At 69.6% G+C, this 19,627-nt stretch carries 18 protein-coding genes; 8 read left to right on the top strand and 10 right to left on the bottom strand.

The features are described from left to right. Positions 1-133: 133 nt before the first annotated feature. Entirely contained in the window at positions 134-694 is a 561-nt protein-coding gene (locus CDO81_RS15445; protein ID WP_088484129.1) for a thymidine kinase, read from the top strand. Between the two features lie 97 nt (positions 695-791). On the opposite strand, the gene CDO81_RS15450 is transcribed toward CDO81_RS15445, so the two are convergent. Both CDO81_RS15450 and CDO81_RS15455 read right to left on the bottom strand, forming a co-directional pair. Further along, positions 792-1,028 carry a hypothetical protein gene (locus tag CDO81_RS15450; RefSeq protein WP_088484130.1) on the bottom strand — a complete coding sequence of 79 codons (237 nt, stop codon included), beginning with the start codon at positions 1,026-1,028 and terminating at the stop codon, positions 792-794. A gap of 95 nt (positions 1,029-1,123) precedes the next feature. Then, positions 1,124-1,897, bottom strand: a complete 774-nt coding sequence (locus CDO81_RS15455) for an enoyl-CoA hydratase/isomerase family protein (protein ID WP_241517024.1) — start codon at positions 1,895-1,897, stop codon at positions 1,124-1,126. 102 nt (positions 1,898-1,999) lie between these two features. Between CDO81_RS15455 and CDO81_RS15460 the strand changes: the two genes are divergently transcribed. After that, the gene (locus tag CDO81_RS15460; RefSeq protein ID WP_088484131.1) at positions 2,000-3,667 is read left to right on the top strand and encodes an alkaline phosphatase family protein; all 1,668 of its coding nucleotides are present in this window, start codon (positions 2,000-2,002) and stop codon (positions 3,665-3,667) included. On the opposite strand, the gene CDO81_RS15465 is transcribed toward CDO81_RS15460, so the two are convergent. Together CDO81_RS15465 and CDO81_RS15470 are read right to left on the bottom strand one after the other, a co-directional pair. After that, positions 3,657-4,298 carry a hypothetical protein gene (locus CDO81_RS15465; RefSeq protein ID WP_088484132.1) on the bottom strand — a complete coding sequence of 214 codons (642 nt, stop codon included), beginning with the start codon at positions 4,296-4,298 and terminating at the stop codon, positions 3,657-3,659. The genes CDO81_RS15460 and CDO81_RS15465 overlap by 11 nt on opposite strands. Positions 4,299-4,322: 24 nt before the next feature. Next, entirely contained in the window at positions 4,323-5,120 is a 798-nt protein-coding gene (locus tag CDO81_RS15470; RefSeq protein ID WP_088484133.1) for a head GIN domain-containing protein, read from the bottom strand. Positions 5,121-5,247: 127 nt separating this feature from the next. On the opposite strand from CDO81_RS15470, the gene ypfJ reads away from it, so the two are divergent. Continuing rightward, the gene (gene ypfJ / locus CDO81_RS15475; RefSeq protein WP_088484134.1) at positions 5,248-6,126 is read left to right on the top strand and encodes a KPN_02809 family neutral zinc metallopeptidase; all 879 of its coding nucleotides are present in this window, start codon (positions 5,248-5,250) and stop codon (positions 6,124-6,126) included. Between the two features lie 21 nt (positions 6,127-6,147). Here ypfJ and CDO81_RS15480 read toward each other — a convergent pair whose 3' ends face one another. The 4 genes from CDO81_RS15480 to CDO81_RS15500 all read right to left on the bottom strand — a co-directional run bounded on the left by CDO81_RS15480 (position 6,148) and on the right by CDO81_RS15500 (position 9,618). Beyond that, entirely contained in the window at positions 6,148-7,266 is a 1,119-nt protein-coding gene (locus tag CDO81_RS15480) for a nucleotidyltransferase domain-containing protein (protein WP_088484135.1), read from the bottom strand. Then, entirely contained in the window at positions 7,263-8,132 is an 870-nt protein-coding gene (locus CDO81_RS15485) for an HprK-related kinase A (RefSeq protein WP_206602112.1), read from the bottom strand. Before CDO81_RS15485 ends, CDO81_RS15480 begins: the two co-directional genes overlap by 4 nt. A 313-nt stretch (positions 8,133-8,445) precedes the next feature. Then, positions 8,446-9,225: a hypothetical protein gene (locus tag CDO81_RS15495; protein WP_144397268.1), complete on the bottom strand. Its 780-nt coding sequence runs from the start codon at positions 9,223-9,225 to the stop codon at positions 8,446-8,448. Between the two features lie 165 nt (positions 9,226-9,390). Then, a complete protein-coding gene (locus CDO81_RS15500) occupies positions 9,391-9,618 on the bottom strand; it encodes a hypothetical protein (RefSeq protein ID WP_088484139.1) in 228 nt (75 codons plus the stop codon). Between the two features lie 295 nt (positions 9,619-9,913). On the opposite strand from CDO81_RS15500, the gene CDO81_RS28125 reads away from it, so the two are divergent. Next, the gene (locus CDO81_RS28125; protein ID WP_158218300.1) at positions 9,914-10,075 is read left to right on the top strand and encodes a hypothetical protein; all 162 of its coding nucleotides are present in this window, start codon (positions 9,914-9,916) and stop codon (positions 10,073-10,075) included. On the opposite strand, the gene CDO81_RS15505 is transcribed toward CDO81_RS28125, so the two are convergent. Further along, positions 10,076-10,981, bottom strand: coding sequence for a LysR family transcriptional regulator ArgP (locus tag CDO81_RS15505; RefSeq protein WP_088484140.1), 906 nt, complete (start codon positions 10,979-10,981; stop codon positions 10,076-10,078). A 73-nt stretch (positions 10,982-11,054) separates the two neighbouring features. On the opposite strand from CDO81_RS15505, the gene CDO81_RS15510 reads away from it, so the two are divergent. Next, positions 11,055-11,696, top strand: coding sequence for a LysE/ArgO family amino acid transporter (locus CDO81_RS15510; RefSeq protein WP_193466513.1), 642 nt, complete (start codon positions 11,055-11,057; stop codon positions 11,694-11,696). A gap of 17 nt (positions 11,697-11,713) precedes the next feature. Beyond that, entirely contained in the window at positions 11,714-12,988 is a 1,275-nt protein-coding gene (locus CDO81_RS15515; RefSeq protein WP_088484446.1) for a D-amino acid dehydrogenase, read from the top strand. Between the two features lie 13 nt (positions 12,989-13,001). Here the strand turns inward: CDO81_RS15515 and prsT are convergent, their stop codons facing one another. Continuing rightward, positions 13,002-15,788 carry an XrtA/PEP-CTERM system TPR-repeat protein PrsT gene (gene prsT, locus CDO81_RS15520; protein ID WP_088484141.1) on the bottom strand — a complete coding sequence of 929 codons (2,787 nt, stop codon included), beginning with the start codon at positions 15,786-15,788 and terminating at the stop codon, positions 13,002-13,004. Between the two features lie 81 nt (positions 15,789-15,869). Between prsT and CDO81_RS15525 the strand changes: the two genes are divergently transcribed. Together CDO81_RS15525 and CDO81_RS15530 are read left to right on the top strand one after the other, a co-directional pair. Then, entirely contained in the window at positions 15,870-17,156 is a 1,287-nt protein-coding gene (locus CDO81_RS15525; RefSeq protein WP_088484142.1) for an Hsp70 family protein, read from the top strand. A 63-nt stretch (positions 17,157-17,219) separates the two neighbouring features. Then, complete coding sequence (locus CDO81_RS15530; RefSeq protein ID WP_088484143.1) at positions 17,220-19,622, top strand: alpha/beta hydrolase family protein; 2,403 nt, start codon at positions 17,220-17,222, stop codon at positions 19,620-19,622. Positions 19,623-19,627 lie beyond the last annotated feature (5 nt).

Genomic DNA, 19,627 nt, shown 5'->3' on the forward strand with positions numbered 1-19,627 from the left:
TCCGAAAAACGCCGAACTCGCGGGCTTACCCTGCCCTGATCTGCGGGGTCGGGCACGCCGGGCTAATCGCGCAACCACGGAGAACGACCGGCGCCCGCCTGCGGAGACAATGCCGCTCCGTCAGGAACGACCCATGGCCAAGCTCTTCTTCCGTTACGCCGCGATGAACGCGGGCAAATCCACCGCCCTGCTGCAGGTGGCCCACAACTACGAGGAGCGCGGCCACCGCGTGCGCATCTTCACTGCGCGGCTGGACGATCGCTACGGCCATGGACGGGTCACATCACGCCTCGGGCCACAGCGGGAGGTGGAGCAGTTCGACGAGCACACCGATTTCGTCGCCCTGATGGACGCGACACCCGGCATTGCCTGCATCCTGGTGGACGAGGCGCAATTCCTGTCCAAGCCGCAGGTGGTGCAACTGCACGAGATGGCGCACCTGCGCAACCTGCCGGCCATCTGTTACGGCCTGCGCACCGATTTCCAGGGCGAGCTCTTCCCCGGTTCGGCCACGCTGCTGGCGCTGGCCGACGAGATGGACGAGATGAAGACGATCTGCGACTGCGGCCGCAAGGCCACCATGAACATGCGTGTGGACGCCAACAACCGCAAGGTGACGCAGGGCGCGCAGGTCGAGATCGGCGGCAACGCCCGCTACCGCTCGGTGTGCGGCCGCTGCTTCCGCCAGGGCTAGAAACGAGAAGGCGGCCAGCGGCCGCCCTTCGGTACGAGCAAGTCGACCCGGTGAGAGGGTCGAGTGGGCAGCCCGCGTCCCCGCGGGCTGGAGCCCGTTACTTTGCCGCGAGCTGCGCGTCCAGCTCCTTGCAGGAAGGCGAGCAGACGGGTTGCGACTTGCCAAGCAGCTTCTTGGACTTCAGCATTGCGCGAGGCCGATGCTTGCCACAGAGAAAGCACGACATCGTGGCCGCGCCGAACGAGGAGGTCGCCGCGAAAGGCGAGCCGGGAGCTTTGGAGCGGTAGCGCAGACCATCCGCTTCGATGGTGGTCTTGGTGGTTTCTTTGGCCACGCTGGTCCTGTCGAAGAGTGTTGTAAAGGGGACGCCGGGCAGACGTCGAGGCCCCGTATTTTCCACGATGTGGCGACCACCCCGGCCTAGGGCTTTCAACCCCCCTTGAATTGCGCTGGCCTTTTGCCGGCCCAGGCGGCCTGGCCCTCGACCAGATCAGCCGAATCGCGGGCCCGCGCGATGTCCTGCGCCAGGCGCTGCGGATCGAGCCGGCCGGCGGCGATCGCGTTCAGGTGCTGCTTCATCGGCAGCAAGGCCAGCGGCGCCATGCCGAGCAGGTCATCGACGAGTTGCTGCACGGCCGCGTCGAGCGCGTCGATGTCGGGCAGCAATTGATCGAGGTAGCCACACGCCAGCAGTGCTGGCGCGTCGAAGCGGCGGCCGGCCAGCATCACCTGCTTGGCCATGGCCAGGCCCAGGCGGTTCACGAAGCGCTGCAGGCCGCCCGGGTAGAAATGCAGCCCGATGCGGGCCGCGGGCACGAACATCTCGCCCCCCGGGCCGCCGAGGCGGAAATCACAGGCCAGCGCGAGGTCGGCCGCGCCGCCGAAGGCGCCGCCATGCAGCCGTGCAATCGTGATGGGGCGCACGGCTTCCAGCGCATCAGCCAGCTCGCCGAAGCGCGCGCCGGCATCGATCGCGCCCAGCGCCCCGAGATCGAAGCCGGCGCAGAAATGACGCCCGGCCCCGGCCAGCACCAGCACCCGGACGGTGTCGTTCGCGTCCACCTCGTGCAGGAAGCCACGCAGCAGCGCAAGGTCTTCGGCGGCCAGCCGGTTGGCCTGCTGCGGCCGGCGCAAGGTGATGCGGGCAACCGCCCCCGTCACAGTCAGCTCGGGTGGCAGCCCGGCGCGGGTGTCATCGGGCAAGAGAGAAGCGTCCACGGGAATCACGGCGCGTGCCGGCGCCTGGCTTTACAAGCCAGACATTGTGACGACGTAAGCTCCGGTTTCCACCGTCACAAAACCGTCATGTTGCCTACCCGCCGCCGCCTGCTGGGGCTGACCCTGGCCACCAGCCTCACCGCTGCCCTCACCGCCTGCTCGACCACGCCGCCGGCCACGCCGGTTGCCGCCGCAGCGCGCCCGCAACTCGTGGTGCTCGTCGTCATCGACGGCCTGCCCATGCGCCAGGTCACCGGTTACCGCGACCAGCTCGCGCCCGATGGGTTTGCCCGCTTCCTGGACCGCGGCCGCTGGTTCGCCGATGCGCACTACGCCCACGGCCACACCGTGACGGCCGCGGGCCACTCGGTCATGCTCAGCGGCGCCTACCCGCAGCGCAGCGGCATCATCAGCAACGAATGGCGCGACCCGGTGACGGGAGACCCGGTCTACAACACCGGCGACGCGGCCTACCAGTACATCGACAGCCCCACGGCGCCGCTGTCGGGCACCAGCCCGCGCAACCTGAAGGTCGAGACCCTGGGCGACGTGCTGCGCACCCGCTCGCCCGCCTCCAAGGTGATCGGCATCTCGGGCAAGGACCGCGGTGCCATCCTGCCGGCCGGCCACAAGGGCACGGCCTACATGTACATGACGGAGACGGGCCGCTTCGCCTCCAGCACTTACTACATGCCCGCCCACCCGCAGTGGGTGACCGACTTCAATGCCGCCAAGCCGGCCGACGCCTTCTTCAAGAAGACCTGGGCCCCGCTGCTGCCGGAGTCGGCCTACGCCCGCTCGGTGCCCGACGGCCAGAGCTGGCAGGTGGCCAGCGGCAACGGCAACAAGCTGCCCGCCGTCATCGGCGACAAGATGGATGCACCGGGCCCGCGCTTCTACGGCAACCTGCTGGCTTCGCCTTTCGGCGACGAGCTGACGCTGGCCTTCGCCCGCGCCGCCGTCACGAACGAAAAGCTCGGCCAGCGCGGCGTGACCGACATCCTGTCGGTCAGCCTGTCCAGCCACGACTACGTCAACCACGCCTTCGGCCCGGAGTCGCGCCTGTCGCACGACCACACGCTGCAGCTGGACCGCCATCTGCAGGCCTTCTTCCAGTTCCTGGACAAGACGGTGGGCGCCGGCAACTACGTGCTCGCGCTGACGGCCGACCACGGCTTCACCGACACGCCCGAATGGGCCATCACCCAGGGTCGCGACGCCGGCCGCTTCACCAACGGTCCGGCGCTGGCGGTGGTCAACGGCGCGCTGGCTGCCCGCTTCGGCGTGGACAAGCTGGCCTGGAACTTCTCCGCCTCCGGCCTGCTGCTCAACGAGAAGCTGGCCGCCGACAAGGGCCTGAAGTTCACCGACGTGCAGGCCGCGGCCCGCGACGAGCTGCTCAAGCTGCCCGGCGTGGCTGCCGTGTTCACCCGCGAGCAGCTGCTGGGCAGCGACACGACCACGCCGTTCCTGGAAGCCATGCGCAAGTCCTACGACCCGACGCGCGCCGCGCAGCTGCAGATCGTGCTCAAGCCGGGCTGGATCTTCAGCTACCGCGCCGGCGGCAGCACGCACGGCAGCCCGTATGACTACGACACCCATGTGCCGCTGCTGTTCTGGGGCCCCGGCTATGTGGGCCAGGGTGAAGTGAAGACCCGCGTGGAAGTGGCTGACCTGGCGCCCACGCTCGCCGGCATCACTGGCCTGCCCGCCCCGGCCCAGGCGCAGGGCCGCGACCTGAAGCTCAAGCCCTGACGAGCAGCTGAGCCGCCGTCTCGCCCCAGACGGCCTCGGTCAAGGCCAGCACGCCCAGCCGCCGGCCCAGCGCCGCGGCCTGGGCAGGGCCGGTGGCCGGCAGCATGACCAGCAGCCGGCCGTCGTCCAGCCGCATGCAGCCGTCCTCACCGCGGATCTGGGACAGCACCCGGGCCGGATCGCTACCAGCCGCAAGCGTGGCCACCGACAGCGGCCAGGCGCGCGGGTCGGCCAGCAAGGCTTGCAGCAGCTCACGCCCGACCTGGGTCGTCAGCAGTTGACCGGTCAGGGGCCGCGGGCCGGCCAGGGCGCTGATGTCGACGCCGGTGACGGCCAGACCGCCACTGGCCGTGCGCTGCTCCACCCACCACAGACGCCGGCCATCACGCCAGGCCTGCTCGTAACCCCGCTGGGCAATGCGGCTGCGCCGCTCGGGCGGGTCCACCGGCCCGAGGCCGGCGCGCTGGGCCGCCGCCACCAGCTCGGGCCAGGCAGGCGTGACGTGCCCCTCCAGGCCCCAGGCCGCGCGGTAGGCGGCATTGGCCTGCAGCAGCCGGTCGTCGGCGTCGTACAGGGCCAGCATCAGCGGGCCCTCGGCCAAGGTCTGCCACCAGAGTTCGTCGTGTGTCACGCCCCGATTCTGGGGCGGCCGGGCTCAGCGGCGCTGGATCTCGCCCGAGCCGGTGACGCTTTGGCGCAACTGTGGCCGGCCGGCGTAGCTGACATCGCCCGAACCGCTCAACTGCGCGTCCAGTTGTTCGGTGACGCCGAGTGACAGGTCGCCCGAGCCACTGCTCTGCACTTTGGCCGCCCGGCCGGCCAGCGCGCGGGCGTCGACATCGCCCGAGCCGCTGAGGGTCCACGACTGCTGCTCGGCACGGCCCGCCAGGCGCACATCGCCCGAGCCGCTGATGGCGACATTCAGGTCCTTGACGTCCACCAGGCCGAAGTAGGCGTCGCCGGAGCCGTTCACGGTCAGGCCGAGGCTGTCGCCCTTGAAGTTGTCCATGCGCAGATCGCCCGAACCCTCGATGGCGATGGCCTGCAGGCTGCGGGCGCTGAGCGTGACGGCCAGCGCACCGCGCGTGGTGAAGCTGGTGTCACGCTTCAGGCGCACCACCAGGGTGTCGCCCTCCACGACGGTCTCGACCAGGGGCTCGATGTTGTCATCGGCGATGACGGTCGCCTGGTCGCTGCCGCCCTGGCTGAGCTTCACGTCCACCGGGCCGTCCAGGCGCAGCTTGCTGAAGGCCGACAGCGCCCGCGTCTTCTCCACCTTGACGCCCGAGCCGCGCACACGGTGCTTGCCGCCGCCATATTCCACCGGGCCGGTGAAGCTGGCGGACCAGCCGTCGACTTCCTTCTTGATGCGCAGATGCCAGTCGTTCTCGCCGGCCTGTGCGGCGCTTGCGCAAAGCGCGGTGGCCAGGGCCAGCAGGGCGAGTCGTTTCATGAGGGTCTCCCGATTCGTCGATGCGGCGGCAGTGTGGCCAGCCGCACTGCCCCCTGCCCGGGGGACGCGACAAACTGCGCATTCGTGGGCATGAGCCGTAGCATCGGCCGATCACCAGGAGAGCCGCATGAAGTGGGAAGGCCAGCGCGAGAGCGAAAACGTTGAGGATGCCCGCGGCAGTGGGGGTGGCGGCGGACGCGGCCTGCCCATCGGTGGGCGCGGCATCGGCCTGGGCGGCATCGTCATCGCGTTGCTCGCGTCGTGGGTGCTGGGCGTGAATCCGCTGACGGTGCTGGGCTTGCTGAGTGGCGACGGGGGCGGCGTGGCGCCGGTGCAGGCGCCTGCGGGCGACTCCCATGCGCAGGACCCGGGCTACCGCTTCGTGAAGACCGTGCTGGCCGACACCGAAGACGTCTGGACCGCCTACTTCCAGCGCAGCGGCCAGGCCTACCCCATGCCCAAGCTGCGCGTGTTCCGCGGCAGCGAGCCGACCGCCTGCGGCCAGGGCGAGGCCGCCATGGGCCCGTTCTACTGCCCGGCCGACCGCAAGGTCTACATCGACCTGAGTTTCTACGACACCCTGCGCCAGCGGCTCGGGGCGCCCGGCGACTTCGCGCAGGCCTACGTCATCGCCCACGAGGTGGGCCACCACCTGCAGAACCTGATGGGCACCACCGCCAACCTGGACGAGGCGCGCCGGCGGGTGTCCGAGCGCGAGATGAACGCGCTGAGCGTGCGGCTGGAGCTGCAGGCGGACTGCTTCGCCGGCGTCTGGGCGCAGCTGTCGCAGCGCAGCAAGGGCTGGCTGGAGCAGGGGGACATCGAAGAGGCGCTGAATGCCGCCGCGCAGATCGGCGACGACACCCTGCAGCGCCGCGCCCGCGGCACGGTGGTGCCCGAGAGCTTCACCCACGGCAGCAGCGCGCAGCGGGTGCGGTGGTTCAAGCGCGGGTTGGAGGCGGGCGACTTGAAGGCCTGCAATACCTTCGGCGCTGAAGCGCTCTGAAGTGCTGGCCTGCGCCTGGCGTCAGTGGGTCGCGGCAGCCGCGCTGTCGGCGGCACTCGCCCGGCGCCGCATCCAGGCCTTGCGCAGAAGATGCCGGATCAGCAGCCCGGTCGGCATGCGAAGCGCGTGCGACCGCACATAGATGCGCTGCCGAGCCCAGGCGGCGCGCACGCTTGTGGCGCCGGTAGCCGGCTCCAGCAAGGCTGCCTCGTAAACCGGCAACCAGCGCTGCCAGGCCCAATCGGGCGACGCGGAGGCCGACAACGCAGCCAGTGTTGCGTTGGGCACGTCAGTGCCGAAAAGGTGCACCAGCAGGCGCAAACCCAGCGACACCGGCCCCGCAAGGTCGTTGCCCGCCGCCACGGATTCCAACCGCGCCCAGAAGTCCTCGGCGGCCGCGAACAGACCTACCATCCGGTGGGCATCGTGGAGATCGCGCAAGCCGTTGTGCAATTCCCCCTCGTGCATCAAGTGGGTCAGGCAATGGACCAGCAGGTCCTCCGGACAGGGCAGCCGCAAGGCCGGCAAACCGGGCAAGGGCCGTGAGCGGTCCAGAATAGCCTGAGCATTCGGTGCATTGCGCGCGGTGAGCGGCAAGATGTTGTGGTGCACGTCCAGCACCGTGCCCCGGCGCAAGTGGCTCATGGGCGGTAGTTCGTGCATCCACTGCCGGTAGTAGCGCTGGTCGTAGGGATCGGTCTTGGCACTGACCCAGCCGTGCAACATGAGGCGACTCTCGACATCGGCGAGCGCCGCCTTGGGCACCAGGATGTCGATGTCGCCAAACAGCCGGCCTGCGCCAATCTCGGGAAAGCCCATGACGTAGGCACTGCCCTTGAGCAGCAGCACCGGCACCTCCAGCACGCCCAGGGCAGCCTGCAACTGATGCGCCTCCCATCGGATCGACAGATGCTGGCGCTCGCCCATGGCATAAATGCCATCCAGGTGCAACTGCGCTTGGGGGTCGGCGCGCAAGCCGGCTTCCCGTAAGCGGGTGGTCAGCGCGCCCAGCAGGTTGGCTTCGCGCGCGGTGCTCACCAGCACCGACCAGGCCCGCGGGTCGAGCGCACTCGTGCGCGCCGGATCACGCAAGGTAAGCAGCAGCTCGCGGCGGGCTTTTGTGCGGCCAGGATCCGTCATGATGCACAGATCTGCCGCACGCCCGCGATACCGTCCTGCGTTGAGCCGTACACGAGCTCATAGCAAGCGACCCCGTCGAACATCGCGCACAAGGCTTCGAATCCGGGAGCGCCCATGCGCTCGCCGTTGAACGACTGTTCGGAGATCAACGTGAAAGCCTCCACCCGGCTCAGCGGCTCGACCTGGAGCGAGGCCCCAGCCTCGAACCTCGGGAACACCACCCAGGCCGCACGCGCCCGCTCACTCGCCCGCAACTGAGACTCGAGCGGGCTCGCCGCGTGGGTCACCGTGCCCTTGCGCGTGTCGCGGTAGATCGGCCCGAGACGAGCACCGGGGAAAGCGGACACGACGTTGATCGAGGCGTTCTTCAGACTGATCGGCCGCGGATGCGGCACGAGCAGGCCGTCCACGGGGTCAAGCACCGTCAACTCGTCTGAGAGCAAGCGCCATCCCTCCAGGAAGGCCAGGGACGCGCACAGCGTGCTCTTGCCCGCGCCCGGAAAGCCCGGCATGACGATGGCAGCCCCGTCACGCGCCAGCACCGCGCCGTGCATGACCAGCCAGCCCAGCGGACGTTGCGCGACGCACCAGTTCATGCCCCATTCGAACATCGGCGCTGCCTGCGCCGCCGGCAAGGGAAAGAAGGGCTCGACCCCGTCCAGCAGAAAGCGCGCCTGGGGCCGCCAAAAGCGCCGCACACCGCGGCCAGGCAGGATCTGGAGGTCGAAGTCGACGAAGCACGCCTCGCCCACCGCACGCTGCGCCTGCGGATAGAAGGTCTGGATGTGCTGACGCACGGCCGCGAAAGGAGACCGCAACCGAACGTTGAAAGGGGGAATGTGAAGAGTGGCTTCGAACACCGTCACTCGGGGGCAGGCGGAGCGACAGGTTGTATCACCCCGGCCTCAAGCAGCTGCGCCAGGGCAGCCTGCAGCTCATGGCCGGATGGCGCCGGGACGCCTGGTGCGTCGTTCACGCCAAGCGGCGCGGGTGAGGCGCCGGACTGGCGCCGCAGCAGTCGCGAGACGATGCGTTGGCCCAGGGCGTCGAGGACCCAATAGTCCCCTGAACAATCGTCGAAAGCCAGCCGATCCGAGCTTTCTTGCCAGTCCGGGCCCAGCCGAAGCTGTCGACCCGCACGGATGGTCCACGCCGCCAGGAGGGCAGCGTCCCCATCCGTCACTGCTTGCATAGATTGTCGACTGCCGCGTTGTCGTCGTACATGCCGCTGATATAGGCGATCACCTCAGCCGGGCTCCAGGGCTTGCTGCACTTCATCGAGCCCGGGCAATACATGCCCGTTTTGCTCAGCTGCGTCCACATGTCGACGACCTGCGCCTTCGTCATGGGGTAGCGGGTGGAGTTGCTGGTGAAGTAGCCCGCGTTCAGCCACGCGGCGGTCAGGTGGCGAAGCAGTTGCCCGGAGCCCGCGGCGCCGCCAAAGATGGCGTCGTTCGGCGCATTGAGGACCCACCACAGACTGACGCTGCCTTGGTACTGCGTCTTGCAGGTCCAGCCCGGGAACACGCTTTGCAGGCTGGTGCCCTGGTTGGTGATGTCGGTGAAAACCACCTTCTGGAGGGCGGTCGTGCAGGTCACGATGTTGCCGTTGACCTGCGGAAAGGTCGCGCCAGCGGGCGCCCAGTACGGCGAGTGCTGCGGCTGAACCCAGAAACCCGGGGAGCGACCGCCGGAACACACCGTGCTCGAGGCCGGACGGGGGCTGGTGTTGCCGCTCATGATGGCCGACGGGCTGCGGCAGACACCCCCGCCCAGCGCCGACTTGGCGCTGACCGCCAGCAACACCCCGGCGCCACCGCCGGCGCCTCGGAACAACCGGCGGCGGGCCAGGTTCACGCCCGGGGCGATGGCCGATTGCGGCTCGCCGTGCAGCGCTCCCTGTTCACTGTCGAACCGATTGTTATCCATTGAGTTCCCCTGGGTGCCGAAGGTGTGCAAGCCGCAGGCTCGCCTCTAAATTATCGCGTGGCCTCTCAGCGACGCCTCCCCCCGAATCAGGGTGAGGGCACCGACAACCGTGTCACGAAGTCCGCAATCCCGCGAGGGCGGCGAGCCCCCCAGATGCCTGGGCTGTCACCGCAGCTGGCGTGACCCCGCTGCGCGTCAGGCGGTCCGGCGCGACAGCCAGCTCAACGGCGATTCCTGGGTCGCGTGCCCCGACCCCGACTGGGATTCGAGAAAGTCGCTCGGCGGCTGGCTGCGGTACTCGCTGATGCCGCCGCCATCCAGGCAGGCATCCAGACCGAAGGCGGTACCGAGGTCGGCCGGGTCGGGCTGTTGGCGTGTTGCGACGTCACGGCGGAACAGACGCAGTGAAGGAACGAATCGCATGGCACACCTCGCTTGCTGGACAACGCGGACAACCACATCCAGCGCTGTGAGGTCAGTGTGCGGGAATCGTGTGACAACTGTGACCCCAGCTGTGAGTAAATATTGCCTCGGCAGGCATTCCGACACGGCTGCCAGGGGCCTTCTTCCCAGGAGAGATGCGTTCCCACCACGCGCGGCCTTCAATCGTGGGGGTCGTTGCTCGTTTGCAATTCTTTTCTCCTGTTGACCGCAGAGCCGGTTAGGGTTTGCACCTCCGCGCTTAAGCTGTGCGCCACCCAAGCCCCCCGGCTTTCGAATGAGTTCAAACCTGTTGACCTGGCTCGCCGCCGGCCTGATTGCCGTCGTGCTGGCCAGTACGTTGTGGATGGCCCATGCCATCCGTCCCGAGCAAGGCAGTTCCGCCGTGATGGTGGCCCAGGCACCTGCGGCCGCGGCTTCCGCCCCTGCGCGCCCCTGATCAGGCCAGCGCCAGGCGAGCCCCCTGCGCCAGCGCCTGGCCGATGCGGTCGAGCAGGGCATCTCGCCCTTGCAACTGCCATTGGTGCCAGTACAGCGCCACGTCCACGCTGACCTCGGGCTGCAGCACCAACAAGTCGCCGCTCGCCACCCAGGGGCGGATCTGGATCTCGGGCGCCACGCCGACGCCCCACCCCATGACCGCAGCGCGCACGTAAGCCTCGCTCGACGGCACGAAACGCTCGCGCAAGCGGGGTGAGCGCACACCGAAGGCCTGTGACACCCACTGCGCCTGCGTGTCGTCCTTGCGGTTGAAGACCAGGAACGGGGTGTCGGCAAAGCTGCCGGCATGCAGCCCCTGCGGCAACTGGGTCGCCAGGAAGCGCGGGCTGGCCACGGCCACATAGCGCATCACGCCCAGCGGCTGCACGCGGCAGCCCTGCAGCGCCTCGGCCACCGTCGAGACACACCCCAGCACGGCGCCCTGGCGCAGGCTGTCATGGGTGAAGTCCTGGTCGTCGACGACCAGTTCCAGACCGTAGCCCTCCTGCAGGCCCTGCTGCACCAGGCCATCCAGCGCCGGCAGCACCCAGGTGGCGAGGCTGTCCGCGTTGACCGCGATGGCCAGCCGTGACTGGGGCGCCACGCGCTCACCCAGTTCCCGCGCCACATCGACCCGCAGTGCCTGCAACTGCCGGGCAAACCGCAGCAGCACCTTGCCCGCCTCCGTCAGTCGCAGCGGCCGGGAACGCACCACGAGCGGCTGGCCCACCTGCGCTTCCAGGGCCCGCAGCCGCTGGGACACCGCGCTTTGCGTGATCGCCAAGCGCTGCGCCGCGCGCTCGAAGCCGAGCTCGTCAGCCAGGGCGGCCAGGCATTCCAGGGCTGCAGGATCGAACTCATTCATAAGCACTGCTAATGTATGGCGAAGAATATGAATGACTCTTCTGGAATTCACGCCCGCTGCCGAGAATCCGCCGATGTCCGCCTTCGCCCACCTCGCCCATCCGCAGGCGCCTGCCGTCTTCGCGCAGGGCTGGGCCATGGGTGCGGGGCTGATCCTGGCCATCGGCGCGCAGAACGCCCTGGTGTTGCGCCAAGGCCTGAGGCGCGAGCACGTGGGGGCGGTGGTGGCGGTCTGCACGCTGTCCGACTGGCTGCTCATCCTGCTGGGCGTGTTCGGCCTGGGTGCGTTGATCCAGGCCCAGCCGCTGCTGCTGGAGGTGTTCCGCTACGGCGGTGCGGCCTTCCTGCTGGGCTATGCAGCGCTCGCCGCCCGCCGCGCCTGGCGTCCGTCTGCCGGACTGGAAGCGGCCGGGCCGGCTGCCAGCCTCGGGGCCACGCTGAGCGCCGCCCTCGCCTTCACCTACCTCAATCCGCATGTCTACCTGGACACCGTGGTGCTGCTCGGCGGCCTCGGCGCCCGGCAGCCCCCTGAGCTGAGAGCCGCCTTCGCCACCGGCGCGGGCCTGGCGTCGGCGATGTGGTTCAGCCTGCTCGGATTCGGCGCTGCCGCGGCCGCCCCGCGCCTGCGCAGCCCCGCCACCTGGCGCGTGGTCGATGCCCTCATCGCTTTGCTGATGACGGGCCTGGGTTTACAACTTCTCCTGCAACCTCTCTAAGAACTCGAAGGATGGCCATGAAGATCGTCGTTCTCGGTGCCGGCATCATCGGCATCGCCACCGCCTGGTACCTGCTGGACGAGGGGCATGAAGTCATCGTCGTGGACCGCCAACCCGATGCCGCGCTGGAGACCAGCTTCGCCAACGGCGCGCAGATCTCGGTGAGCTTCTGCGAGCCCTGGGCCAACGCCGGCGCCCCCTTCAAGGTGGCCAAATGGCTGCTGCGCGACGACTCGCCGCTGCTGTTCCGCCCGCGGCTGGACCCCAACCAGTGGCGCTGGGGCCTGGCCTTCCTGATGCAGTGCACCGATGCCGCCTTCGAGCGCAACGTGGAAGAGCTGGTGCAGCTCGGCCGCTACTCGCACGAGTCGCTCAAGGAACTGGTCTCGCGCACTGGCATTGAGTACGACCGCCTGGAGCGCGGCATCCTGCACTTCTTCTCCAGCCAGGCCGATTTCGACAACGGCGCGGCCGGCGCCGAGATCATGCGCCGCCACGGCGTGGACCGCCGCGTGCTCAACCGCGAGGAAGTGCTGAAGGTCGAACCCGCGCTGGCCGCCTTCGGCCCGAAGGTGTTCGGCGGCACCTACACGCCCAGCGACGAAAGCGGCGACGCCAAGGTCTTCACGCAGAAGCTCGCGCGCCTGTGCGCCGAGCGCGGCGCGCAGTTCCTGTACGAGCACGACATCCTGGGCCTGCAGCGCGTGGGCGACGGCATCGAGTCGGCCCAGATCGCCCATGTGCGCACCGGCGAGCGCAAGACGCTGAAGGCCGATGCCTTCGTCGCCGCGATGGGCTCGTACACGCCCGCGCTGGTGCGGCCGCTGGGCGAGTGGCTGAACATCTACCCGGCCAAGGGCTACTCGGCCACGCTGCGCCTGAAAAAGCCCGAAGCCGCCAGCGTCGTCAGCCTGCTGGACGACACCCGCAAGATCGCGATCTCGCGCCTGGGCGACCACATCCGCATCGCCGGTACGGCTGAGCTCTCAGGCTTCGACCTCAACCTCGATTCGCCCACCGCCAAGGTGCGCTGCGCGGCCCTGGTGCGGCGCTACGAAGAGCTCTTCCCGGGCGTGGCGGACACGAGCGAGCCCAACTACTGGACCGGCCTGCGCCCGAGCACGCCCACCAACATCCCCTACATCGGCCGCAGCAAGGCCGCACGCAACCTGTGGCTGAACGCCGGCCACGGCACGCTGGGCTGGACGCATGGCGCCGGCTCGGGCCGCGCGGTCGTCGAGCTCATGGCCGGCCGCAAACCGGCGATGGCCTTCCGCTGCTACAACGTCTGACCCGAGCGCTTGATCAGAGCGACTTGAGCATCTCCTGCACCTGCGCCTGCTGCGGGAGCTTCGGGCCCAGCTTGGCCAGACCCTCCAGCTCCTGCTTGGCACCGGCCTTGTCGCCTGACTTCAACAAGATCTCCGCCAGGTTGAAGCGGTAGGCCGGCTGGTCCGGCAGATCGCTGACGAGCTGCCGCTGCTGGCTCACGGCCTTGGCGTAGTCCTTCTCGTTGGCCAGCACGGTGGCGTAGGTGTCGCGCAGCGGTGCGTAGTCGGGCTTGAGCTTCAGGCCGCGCTCCGCCAGCTCCCGGGCTCCTGCCTGACCGAACTTGCTGCGCAGCCAGGCCACGTTGTTGATCACGGGCAGCGCATCGGGGCTGCGCTTGAGCAGGGCCTCGTAGCGCGCGAGGGCCGGCTCCAGTTCGCCGCGCGACAGCAGCACATCGGCGGCTGCGCTCTCGAAAGTCACGTCCTGCGGGTGCGCGGCACGCCATTGCTTCTCGAACGCCAGCGCCTCGTCGCGCTTCTTGGCCGCCAGCAGCAGCGTGAACAGCCGCGCCGGCGCATCACCCGGGTCGTTCAGGGTCACGGCCTTGCGCAGCAGCGCAGCCGCGGGCTCGGGGCGATTGCGCCCGACCTCGATCTCGGCCTCGGCGATCAGCGCGAACGCCTCCTGCGGGAACTTCTTCTGGCGCTCGCGCAAGGCGGCCAAGGCTTCATCCACCCGCCCCTGGCGCGCCGCCAGCTGGATCACCAGCCGCTGGGCCGCCACGGATGACGGCTCAGCCTCCAGCGCGCGCTTGACCTCGCGCTCGGCGCCGGCGTAGTCCTTGTCCAGGTAACGCAGCTGGCCCAGGCCCAGCCAGCCTGAGGCGCGCGTGGGAGCGAGCACGGTGAGCTGGGTGTAGGTCTTGGCGGCCTGCGCCCGGTCGCCCGAGGCGATCTGGGTGCGCGCCAGCCGCTCGATGACGTCGGCGTTCTGAGGCATGGCCGCTGACGCCTCCTGGGCCGCCTGCGCCGCCTTGGCCGCGTTGCCCATGCGCAGGTAGTGATCGACCAGGGCCAGGCGCAAGGTCGCGTCGGTCGGCTCCTCGTTGACGCCGGTGGTCAGCACTTCGGTCACCCGTTCGACCGGTGCGCGGTTCTGCACCAGCAGCTCCGCCAGCGCCAGGCGCGCGGTCGCCGAATGCTTCTGGCTGGCCACGAAAGCCTCCAGCCGCTTGATGGCCCCATCGGCCCGGCCCGCCTGGATGTCCAGGGCCACCAGGCCCAGCACGGCGGGCAGGTAGCCGGCATCGGTCTTGACGGCGGCGTCGAAGGCGGCCTGGGCGGCTGCGTTGTCCTTGCGCGCGAGCTGGATGCGACCGCGCAGGCCATCCGGCACCGGACTGCCCTGCATCTTGGGCGCCAGCTTGTCGATCGCGGCCAGCGCGGCCGGCAGGTCGTTGCGCCGCAGAAGCGCATTGATCAGCATCAGGTCGTAGTTGTTGCCACTGTCCTTGGCCGCAAGCTCGCGCAACTGGGCAATGGCCGCATCGGCCTTGGCGCGGCTGGCACCCCCCGGCGCGCTGCTGTCGCGCACGATGGCCGACAGCGCCAGCGCCGCGGCCGTCTTGGGGTCGTCCGGGCGCAGCTTGGCGGCCGCCCCGAAGGCCTGGTCCGCCGCCTCGAAATTGCCCTGCATCAGCTGCGCCTTGCCGGCCAGCAGCAGGGTCTCGGCGTCGGCCTTGCCCGACTCCAGCAGCGGGCGCACCGTCTCCAGCGTCTTGCCCGGCGAACGGCGCTGCAGTTGCAGCGCGGCGTACTGGCGACGCAGGGCCGGATCATCCGGCGCCAGCTTGAGCGCCTGATTCAGCAGGTTCTCGGCCTCCGCCATCTCACCCAGCTGCTGATGCGCCCCCGACGCCACGCGCAGCAGCGGCAGGAAGTTGGGCATCTGCTTGAGCAGCGGCAGCGCCAGGTCGCGCGCCTTGGCCGGCTCGTTGCGCGCCAGCGCATCCTGCGCCTGCAGGAAGCGCCCTTGAGGCTTCTTGGCCAGCGCGGGCGGCATGTCGGCCACCAGCTTGCTGGCCACGTCGAGCTTCTGCTGGCCCAGGGCGATGCGAATCAGCAGCGAACGGGCGTCATAGACGTTGGGGTCCAGCACCAGCACGTTCTCCAGCAAGGGGCGCGCGTCCTCCACCTTGCCGCGTGACAGCAGCACCTCGGCCTTGAGCTGCAGGGCCTTGGGCGACTTGGGGTTCTTCAGCAACAGCTCGTCGAGCTGGGCCAGCGCCTCGTCGCCGGCGTTGCCGGCCCACTTGACCCGCGCCGACACGAGCACCGCCTCTTCAGACTCCGGCTGCAGCTGCAGCGCACGGCCCGCGCAGGCCTTGGCGTCCACCAGGTTGCCCTGAGTCAGGTGCGCCACGGCCAGGTGGCGCTGAAGCGTCGCCATCGCCACAGGATCCGCCAGGGACTCGTCATGGAACTCACCGATCAGCTTGCGCGCCTGGCCGGAGTTCAACATCGCCTCAGCCAGCGGCGGCACCACCTCGTCCCGCGGCGCGCCAAGCTCCCAGCCCCGGCGCAGCTCGATCTCCGCGCCCGACATGTCGCCCGCCTCCAGCAAGGCCTTGCCGAGCAGATAGCGGGCCTGGGCGTTGTCGGGCGATTGCTGCAGCAGGTTCTTCAGCTCGATCGCGGCACCGGCCGAGTCCTTCTGCGCCATGCGCTTCTGCGCCGAAGCCAGCAAGTCCTGCTCGGAGCGTTGACCGCAGGCCGTGAGGGCGGCGAGCATGATGAGGGTGAGAACACGGCGCGATTTCATGAGGTCTCCTTGTCGGCGCGGATTGTGTCCCTAGAATCCGCGCCCCCTTCTCAGGTCCGGCCCCCAAGCCCGGTAGTTTGCATGCTTCACCGCCCCCCTTTCTGCGCGATTGACTTCGGCACGTCCAACTCCGCAGTCGCGGTGCCGGACGCCGCCGGCGGCATGCAGCTCATCGAGCTGGAGCCGGGCCAGCGGACCATGCCCACGGCCGTCTTCTACTTCACCGAGGGTGAGCACGATGCCGACGGCCCGCCCCGCGCCTTCGGCCGCGCCGCCGTGGCGGCCTATGTCGAAGGCCACGACGGGCGGCTGATGCGCTCCATGAAGAGCATCCTCGGCTCGGCGTTGATCGACCAGACCACCGACGTCGGCGGCGGGCGCGGCGCCAAATACTCCGACATCGTCTCGGGCTACCTCAAGCGCCTGCGCCGCCTGGCCAGCGAACCCGAGCGCGTGGTGCTCGGCCGGCCGGTGTTCTTCGTCGACGGCGAGCCCGAGCGCGATGCCGCCGCCGAGGCCCAGCTGGCCGCGTGTGCCCGCGCGGTGGGCTTTCGGGAGGTGCAGTTCCAGTTCGAACCCATTGCCGCGGCCTTCGACTTCGAGCAGCAAGCCATCCGCCAGGGGCGGGGCGAGCAGATCGTGCTGGTGGCCGACATCGGCGGCGGCACGAGCGACTTTTCCATCGTGCGCGTCGGCCCCGAGCGGGCACCGCGCCTGGCGCGGCGCGACGACATCCTGGCCAGCCACGGCGTGCACATCGCCGGCACCGACTTCGACCGCCACATCGAGCTGGCCGGCGTGCTGCAGGCCTTCGGCTACCGGGCCACGGGGCCGAGCGGGCGCGAACTGCCCAGCGGCCTCTTCTTCGACCTCGCCACCTGGCACCTGATCAACACCTGCTACGCCCCACTGCGCGTGGCCGAGTGGCGCGGCATGAAGAGCTGGTTCAGCGACGTGCGGCAGCACGCCCGGCTGATGACGGTCCTGGAAGAGCGCCTGGGCCACGAACTGGCCGCACGGGCCGAGGGCGCCAAGATCGCCATCTCCGGTGGCGCCGACACCACCATCGACCTCAGCCATGTCGAGCGCGACCTGGTGCTGCCGCTGAGCGAGAAGACCGCGGTCGACGCGCTGCGCGCCGACCTGGACCGCATCATCGCGACCGCCCACGAGACCGTCGCCCTGGCCGGCCTGCAGCCGGCACAGATCGATGCGCTGTACTTCACGGGCGGCTCCACCGGCCTGCGCCTGCTGGTGGAGGGCATGGCGGCCGGCTTCCCGCAGGCCCAGCGCGTGACGGGCGACCGCTTCGCCTCGGTAGCCACGGGCCTGGGCCTGCACGCGCAGCGCCAGTTCGCCGCGGCCTGACCTCCGGCATCGCCGGCCCGGCGCTGCTACGCTGCGCGGCTTCGCACACCGAGGACGCGCTCCATGATCAAAGCCCTCACCTGGGCCACCCTCGCCCTGGCCGCCACCACGGTCCAGGCCGCCGAGCCCCAGACCTACCAGCAGCCTTCCGCCGAGATCCGCGCGGTGCTGGATGCGCCGCCCCTGCCGGGCCACATGCTGTCGCCCGACCAGCGCACGCTGGCCAGCATCAGCCTGCGCCGCTACCGCAGCATCGCCGAGCTGTCTCGGCCGGTACTGCGCCTGGCCGGCATGCGCATCGACGCCGGCGCCAGCAGCCCGCAGGTGACCGGCGCCATCGAATCCCTCACGCTGCGCGAACTGACCAACCCGGCGGCACCGGAGCGCGTGGTCAAGCTGCCGGCAGGCGGCAGTTTCTCGGCCATGCGCTGGTCGCCGGACAGCCGGCACTTCCTGCTGCACCGCCGCACCGCCAACGCCACCGAACTGTGGGTGGGCGATGCCGCCACCGGGAAGATCCGCGCGGTCAAGGGCGTGAAGCTCAACACCATCCTGAGCAGCTCGGTCGCCTGGGTGGGGCCTGACGAGATCGTTGCGCTGACGGTGCCCGAGCGGCGCGGCCCCGCGCCGGTGTTCGAGGCGCCCAGCGGCCCGAGCATCCAGGAATCCATGGGCCGCACCTCGCCCGAGCGCACGCTGCAGGACCTGCTGAAGAACAGCCAGGACGAAGCCCTGTTCACCTACCACGCAACCTCGGCTCTGCGCCGCATCCAGCTCGCCACCGGCACCTCTCGCGAGATCGGCAAGCCGGGCTTGTATGCCGACCTCGAAGCCGTCGGCACCCAGGGCGTGCTGCTGACGGAACGCCTGGTGCCGCCCTTCAGCTACCAGGTCACCTGGCAGGACTTCGCGCGCCAGGTGGCGCTGCACGACGCCAAGGGCCAGGTGTTGCGCGACCTCGGCACGGTCAAGCTCAAGGAGGGTGTGCCGGTCGAAGGCGTCATCACCGGCCCGCGCAACTTCAGCAGCTCGCCGCTGGCCGATGGCGCGGTGTATTGGGTCGAGGCCCTGGACGGTGGCGACCAGCGCAACAAGGTGCCCCAGCGCGACAAGCTCATGCGGCTGGACCCGCCCTACCAGGGCGAGGGCCGCGAAGTGCACCGCACCGCGGGCCGCCTGAGCAGCCTGATCTTCGTGGAGGGCAGCCCGCGCGCCCTGGTGACCGACTTCGACCGTGACCGCCTCTGGGTGACCACCGACCTCGTCGCGCTGGATGGCAGCGGCAAGCCGCAGCGCCTGCAGGACCGCTCCTGGCGCGACCGCTACAACGACCCGGGCCAACCCAGCCTGCGCCTGCAGCCCAATGGCCGTTATGCCGCCCGCGTGGACGGTGGCGACCGGCTGCTGTTCGCCGGTGCCGGCGCCAGCAAGGACGGCGACCTGCCCTTCCTCGACAGCGTCAGCCTGAAGGACGCCAAGGCCACGCGACTGTTCCGCTCGGGCACCACGCACTACGAGCGCCCGATCACGCTGCTGGCCGACGGCCGCCTGCTGACCAGCCGCGAAAGCGCCGCCGAGCCGCCCAACCTGATGCTGCGCAGCGGCGACGGCTTCGCGCAGATGCAGGCGCTCACGACCGTGGCCGACCCCACGCCGCAGCTGCGCGCCATCAAGCGCGAGCTGGTGAAGTTCAAGCGGGCCGACGGTGTGGAGCTGTCGTTCTGGATGTACCTGCCGCCGGACTACCAGGCCGGCCAGCGCCGCCCCACGCTGGTGTGGGCCTATCCGCTGGAGTTCACCGATGCCTCCACCGCCGGCCAGGTCAGCGGCTCCAGCAGCCGCTTCACGACGTTTGCCGGCTCCAGCCCGCTGATGCTGCTGCTGGACGGCTATGTGGTGCTGATGGACGCGACCATGCCGGTCGTGGGCGACCCCAAGACGGTGAACGACAGCTTCGTCGAGCAGATCACCGCCAACGCCCGCGCGATCGTGGACAAGGCGGCGGAGCTGGGCGTCAGCGACCCGCAGCAGATGGTGGTGGCCGGCCACAGCTATGGCGCGTTCATGACGGCCAACCTGCTGGCCCACACCCAGATCTTCAAGGCCGGCATCGCCCGCAGCGGCGCCTACAACCGCACGCTCACGCCCTTCGGCTTCCAGAGCGAACGCCGCACCTACTGGGAAGCGCAGGACGTCTACCTCAAGCTCTCGCCGTTCAACTACGCCGACAAGCTCAAGACACCGCTGCTGCTCATCCACGGTGAGAGCGACGACAACCCGGGCACCTTCCCCATCCAGTCGGCGCGCTTCTACCAGGCGCTGGCCGGCACGGGCGGCCAGGTGCGCTACGTGGTGCTGCCGCACGAGTCACACGGCTACTCGGCCCGCGAGTCCATCGGCCACACGCTGTGGGAGATGAGCACCTGGATGAAGCGGCAGACCAGCGATCCCAAGGCGCCTCGCTGAGCGCA

This window comes from Roseateles puraquae (genome assembly GCF_002205845.1).
GTDB classification, from domain to species: domain Bacteria; phylum Pseudomonadota; class Gammaproteobacteria; order Burkholderiales; family Burkholderiaceae_C; genus Pelomonas; species Pelomonas puraquae.

Excerpts from the sequence above, each read along its gene's own strand:
- CDO81_RS15445 (WP_088484129.1), top strand. The coding sequence starts at position 134 with ATGGCCAAGCTCTTCTTCCGTTACGCCGCGATGAACGCGGGCAAATCC.
- CDO81_RS15460 (WP_088484131.1), top strand. The coding sequence starts at position 2,000 with ATGTTGCCTACCCGCCGCCGCCTGCTGGGGCTGACCCTGGCCACCAGC.
- CDO81_RS15470 (WP_088484133.1), bottom strand. The coding sequence starts at position 5,120 with ATGAAACGACTCGCCCTGCTGGCCCTGGCCACCGCGCTTTGCGCAAGC.
- ypfJ (WP_088484134.1), top strand. The coding sequence starts at position 5,248 with ATGAAGTGGGAAGGCCAGCGCGAGAGCGAAAACGTTGAGGATGCCCGC.
- CDO81_RS15480 (WP_088484135.1), bottom strand. The coding sequence starts at position 7,266 with ATGACGGATCCTGGCCGCACAAAAGCCCGCCGCGAGCTGCTGCTTACC.
- CDO81_RS15500 (WP_088484139.1), bottom strand. The coding sequence starts at position 9,618 with ATGCGATTCGTTCCTTCACTGCGTCTGTTCCGCCGTGACGTCGCAACA.
- CDO81_RS28125 (WP_158218300.1), top strand. The coding sequence starts at position 9,914 with ATGAGTTCAAACCTGTTGACCTGGCTCGCCGCCGGCCTGATTGCCGTC.
- CDO81_RS15505 (WP_088484140.1), bottom strand. The coding sequence starts at position 10,981 with ATGAATGAGTTCGATCCTGCAGCCCTGGAATGCCTGGCCGCCCTGGCT.
- CDO81_RS15510 (WP_193466513.1), top strand. The coding sequence starts at position 11,055 with ATGTCCGCCTTCGCCCACCTCGCCCATCCGCAGGCGCCTGCCGTCTTC.
- CDO81_RS15515 (WP_088484446.1), top strand. The coding sequence starts at position 11,714 with ATGAAGATCGTCGTTCTCGGTGCCGGCATCATCGGCATCGCCACCGCC.
- prsT (WP_088484141.1), bottom strand. The coding sequence starts at position 15,788 with ATGAAATCGCGCCGTGTTCTCACCCTCATCATGCTCGCCGCCCTCACG.
- CDO81_RS15525 (WP_088484142.1), top strand. The coding sequence starts at position 15,870 with ATGCTTCACCGCCCCCCTTTCTGCGCGATTGACTTCGGCACGTCCAAC.
- CDO81_RS15530 (WP_088484143.1), top strand. The coding sequence starts at position 17,220 with ATGATCAAAGCCCTCACCTGGGCCACCCTCGCCCTGGCCGCCACCACG.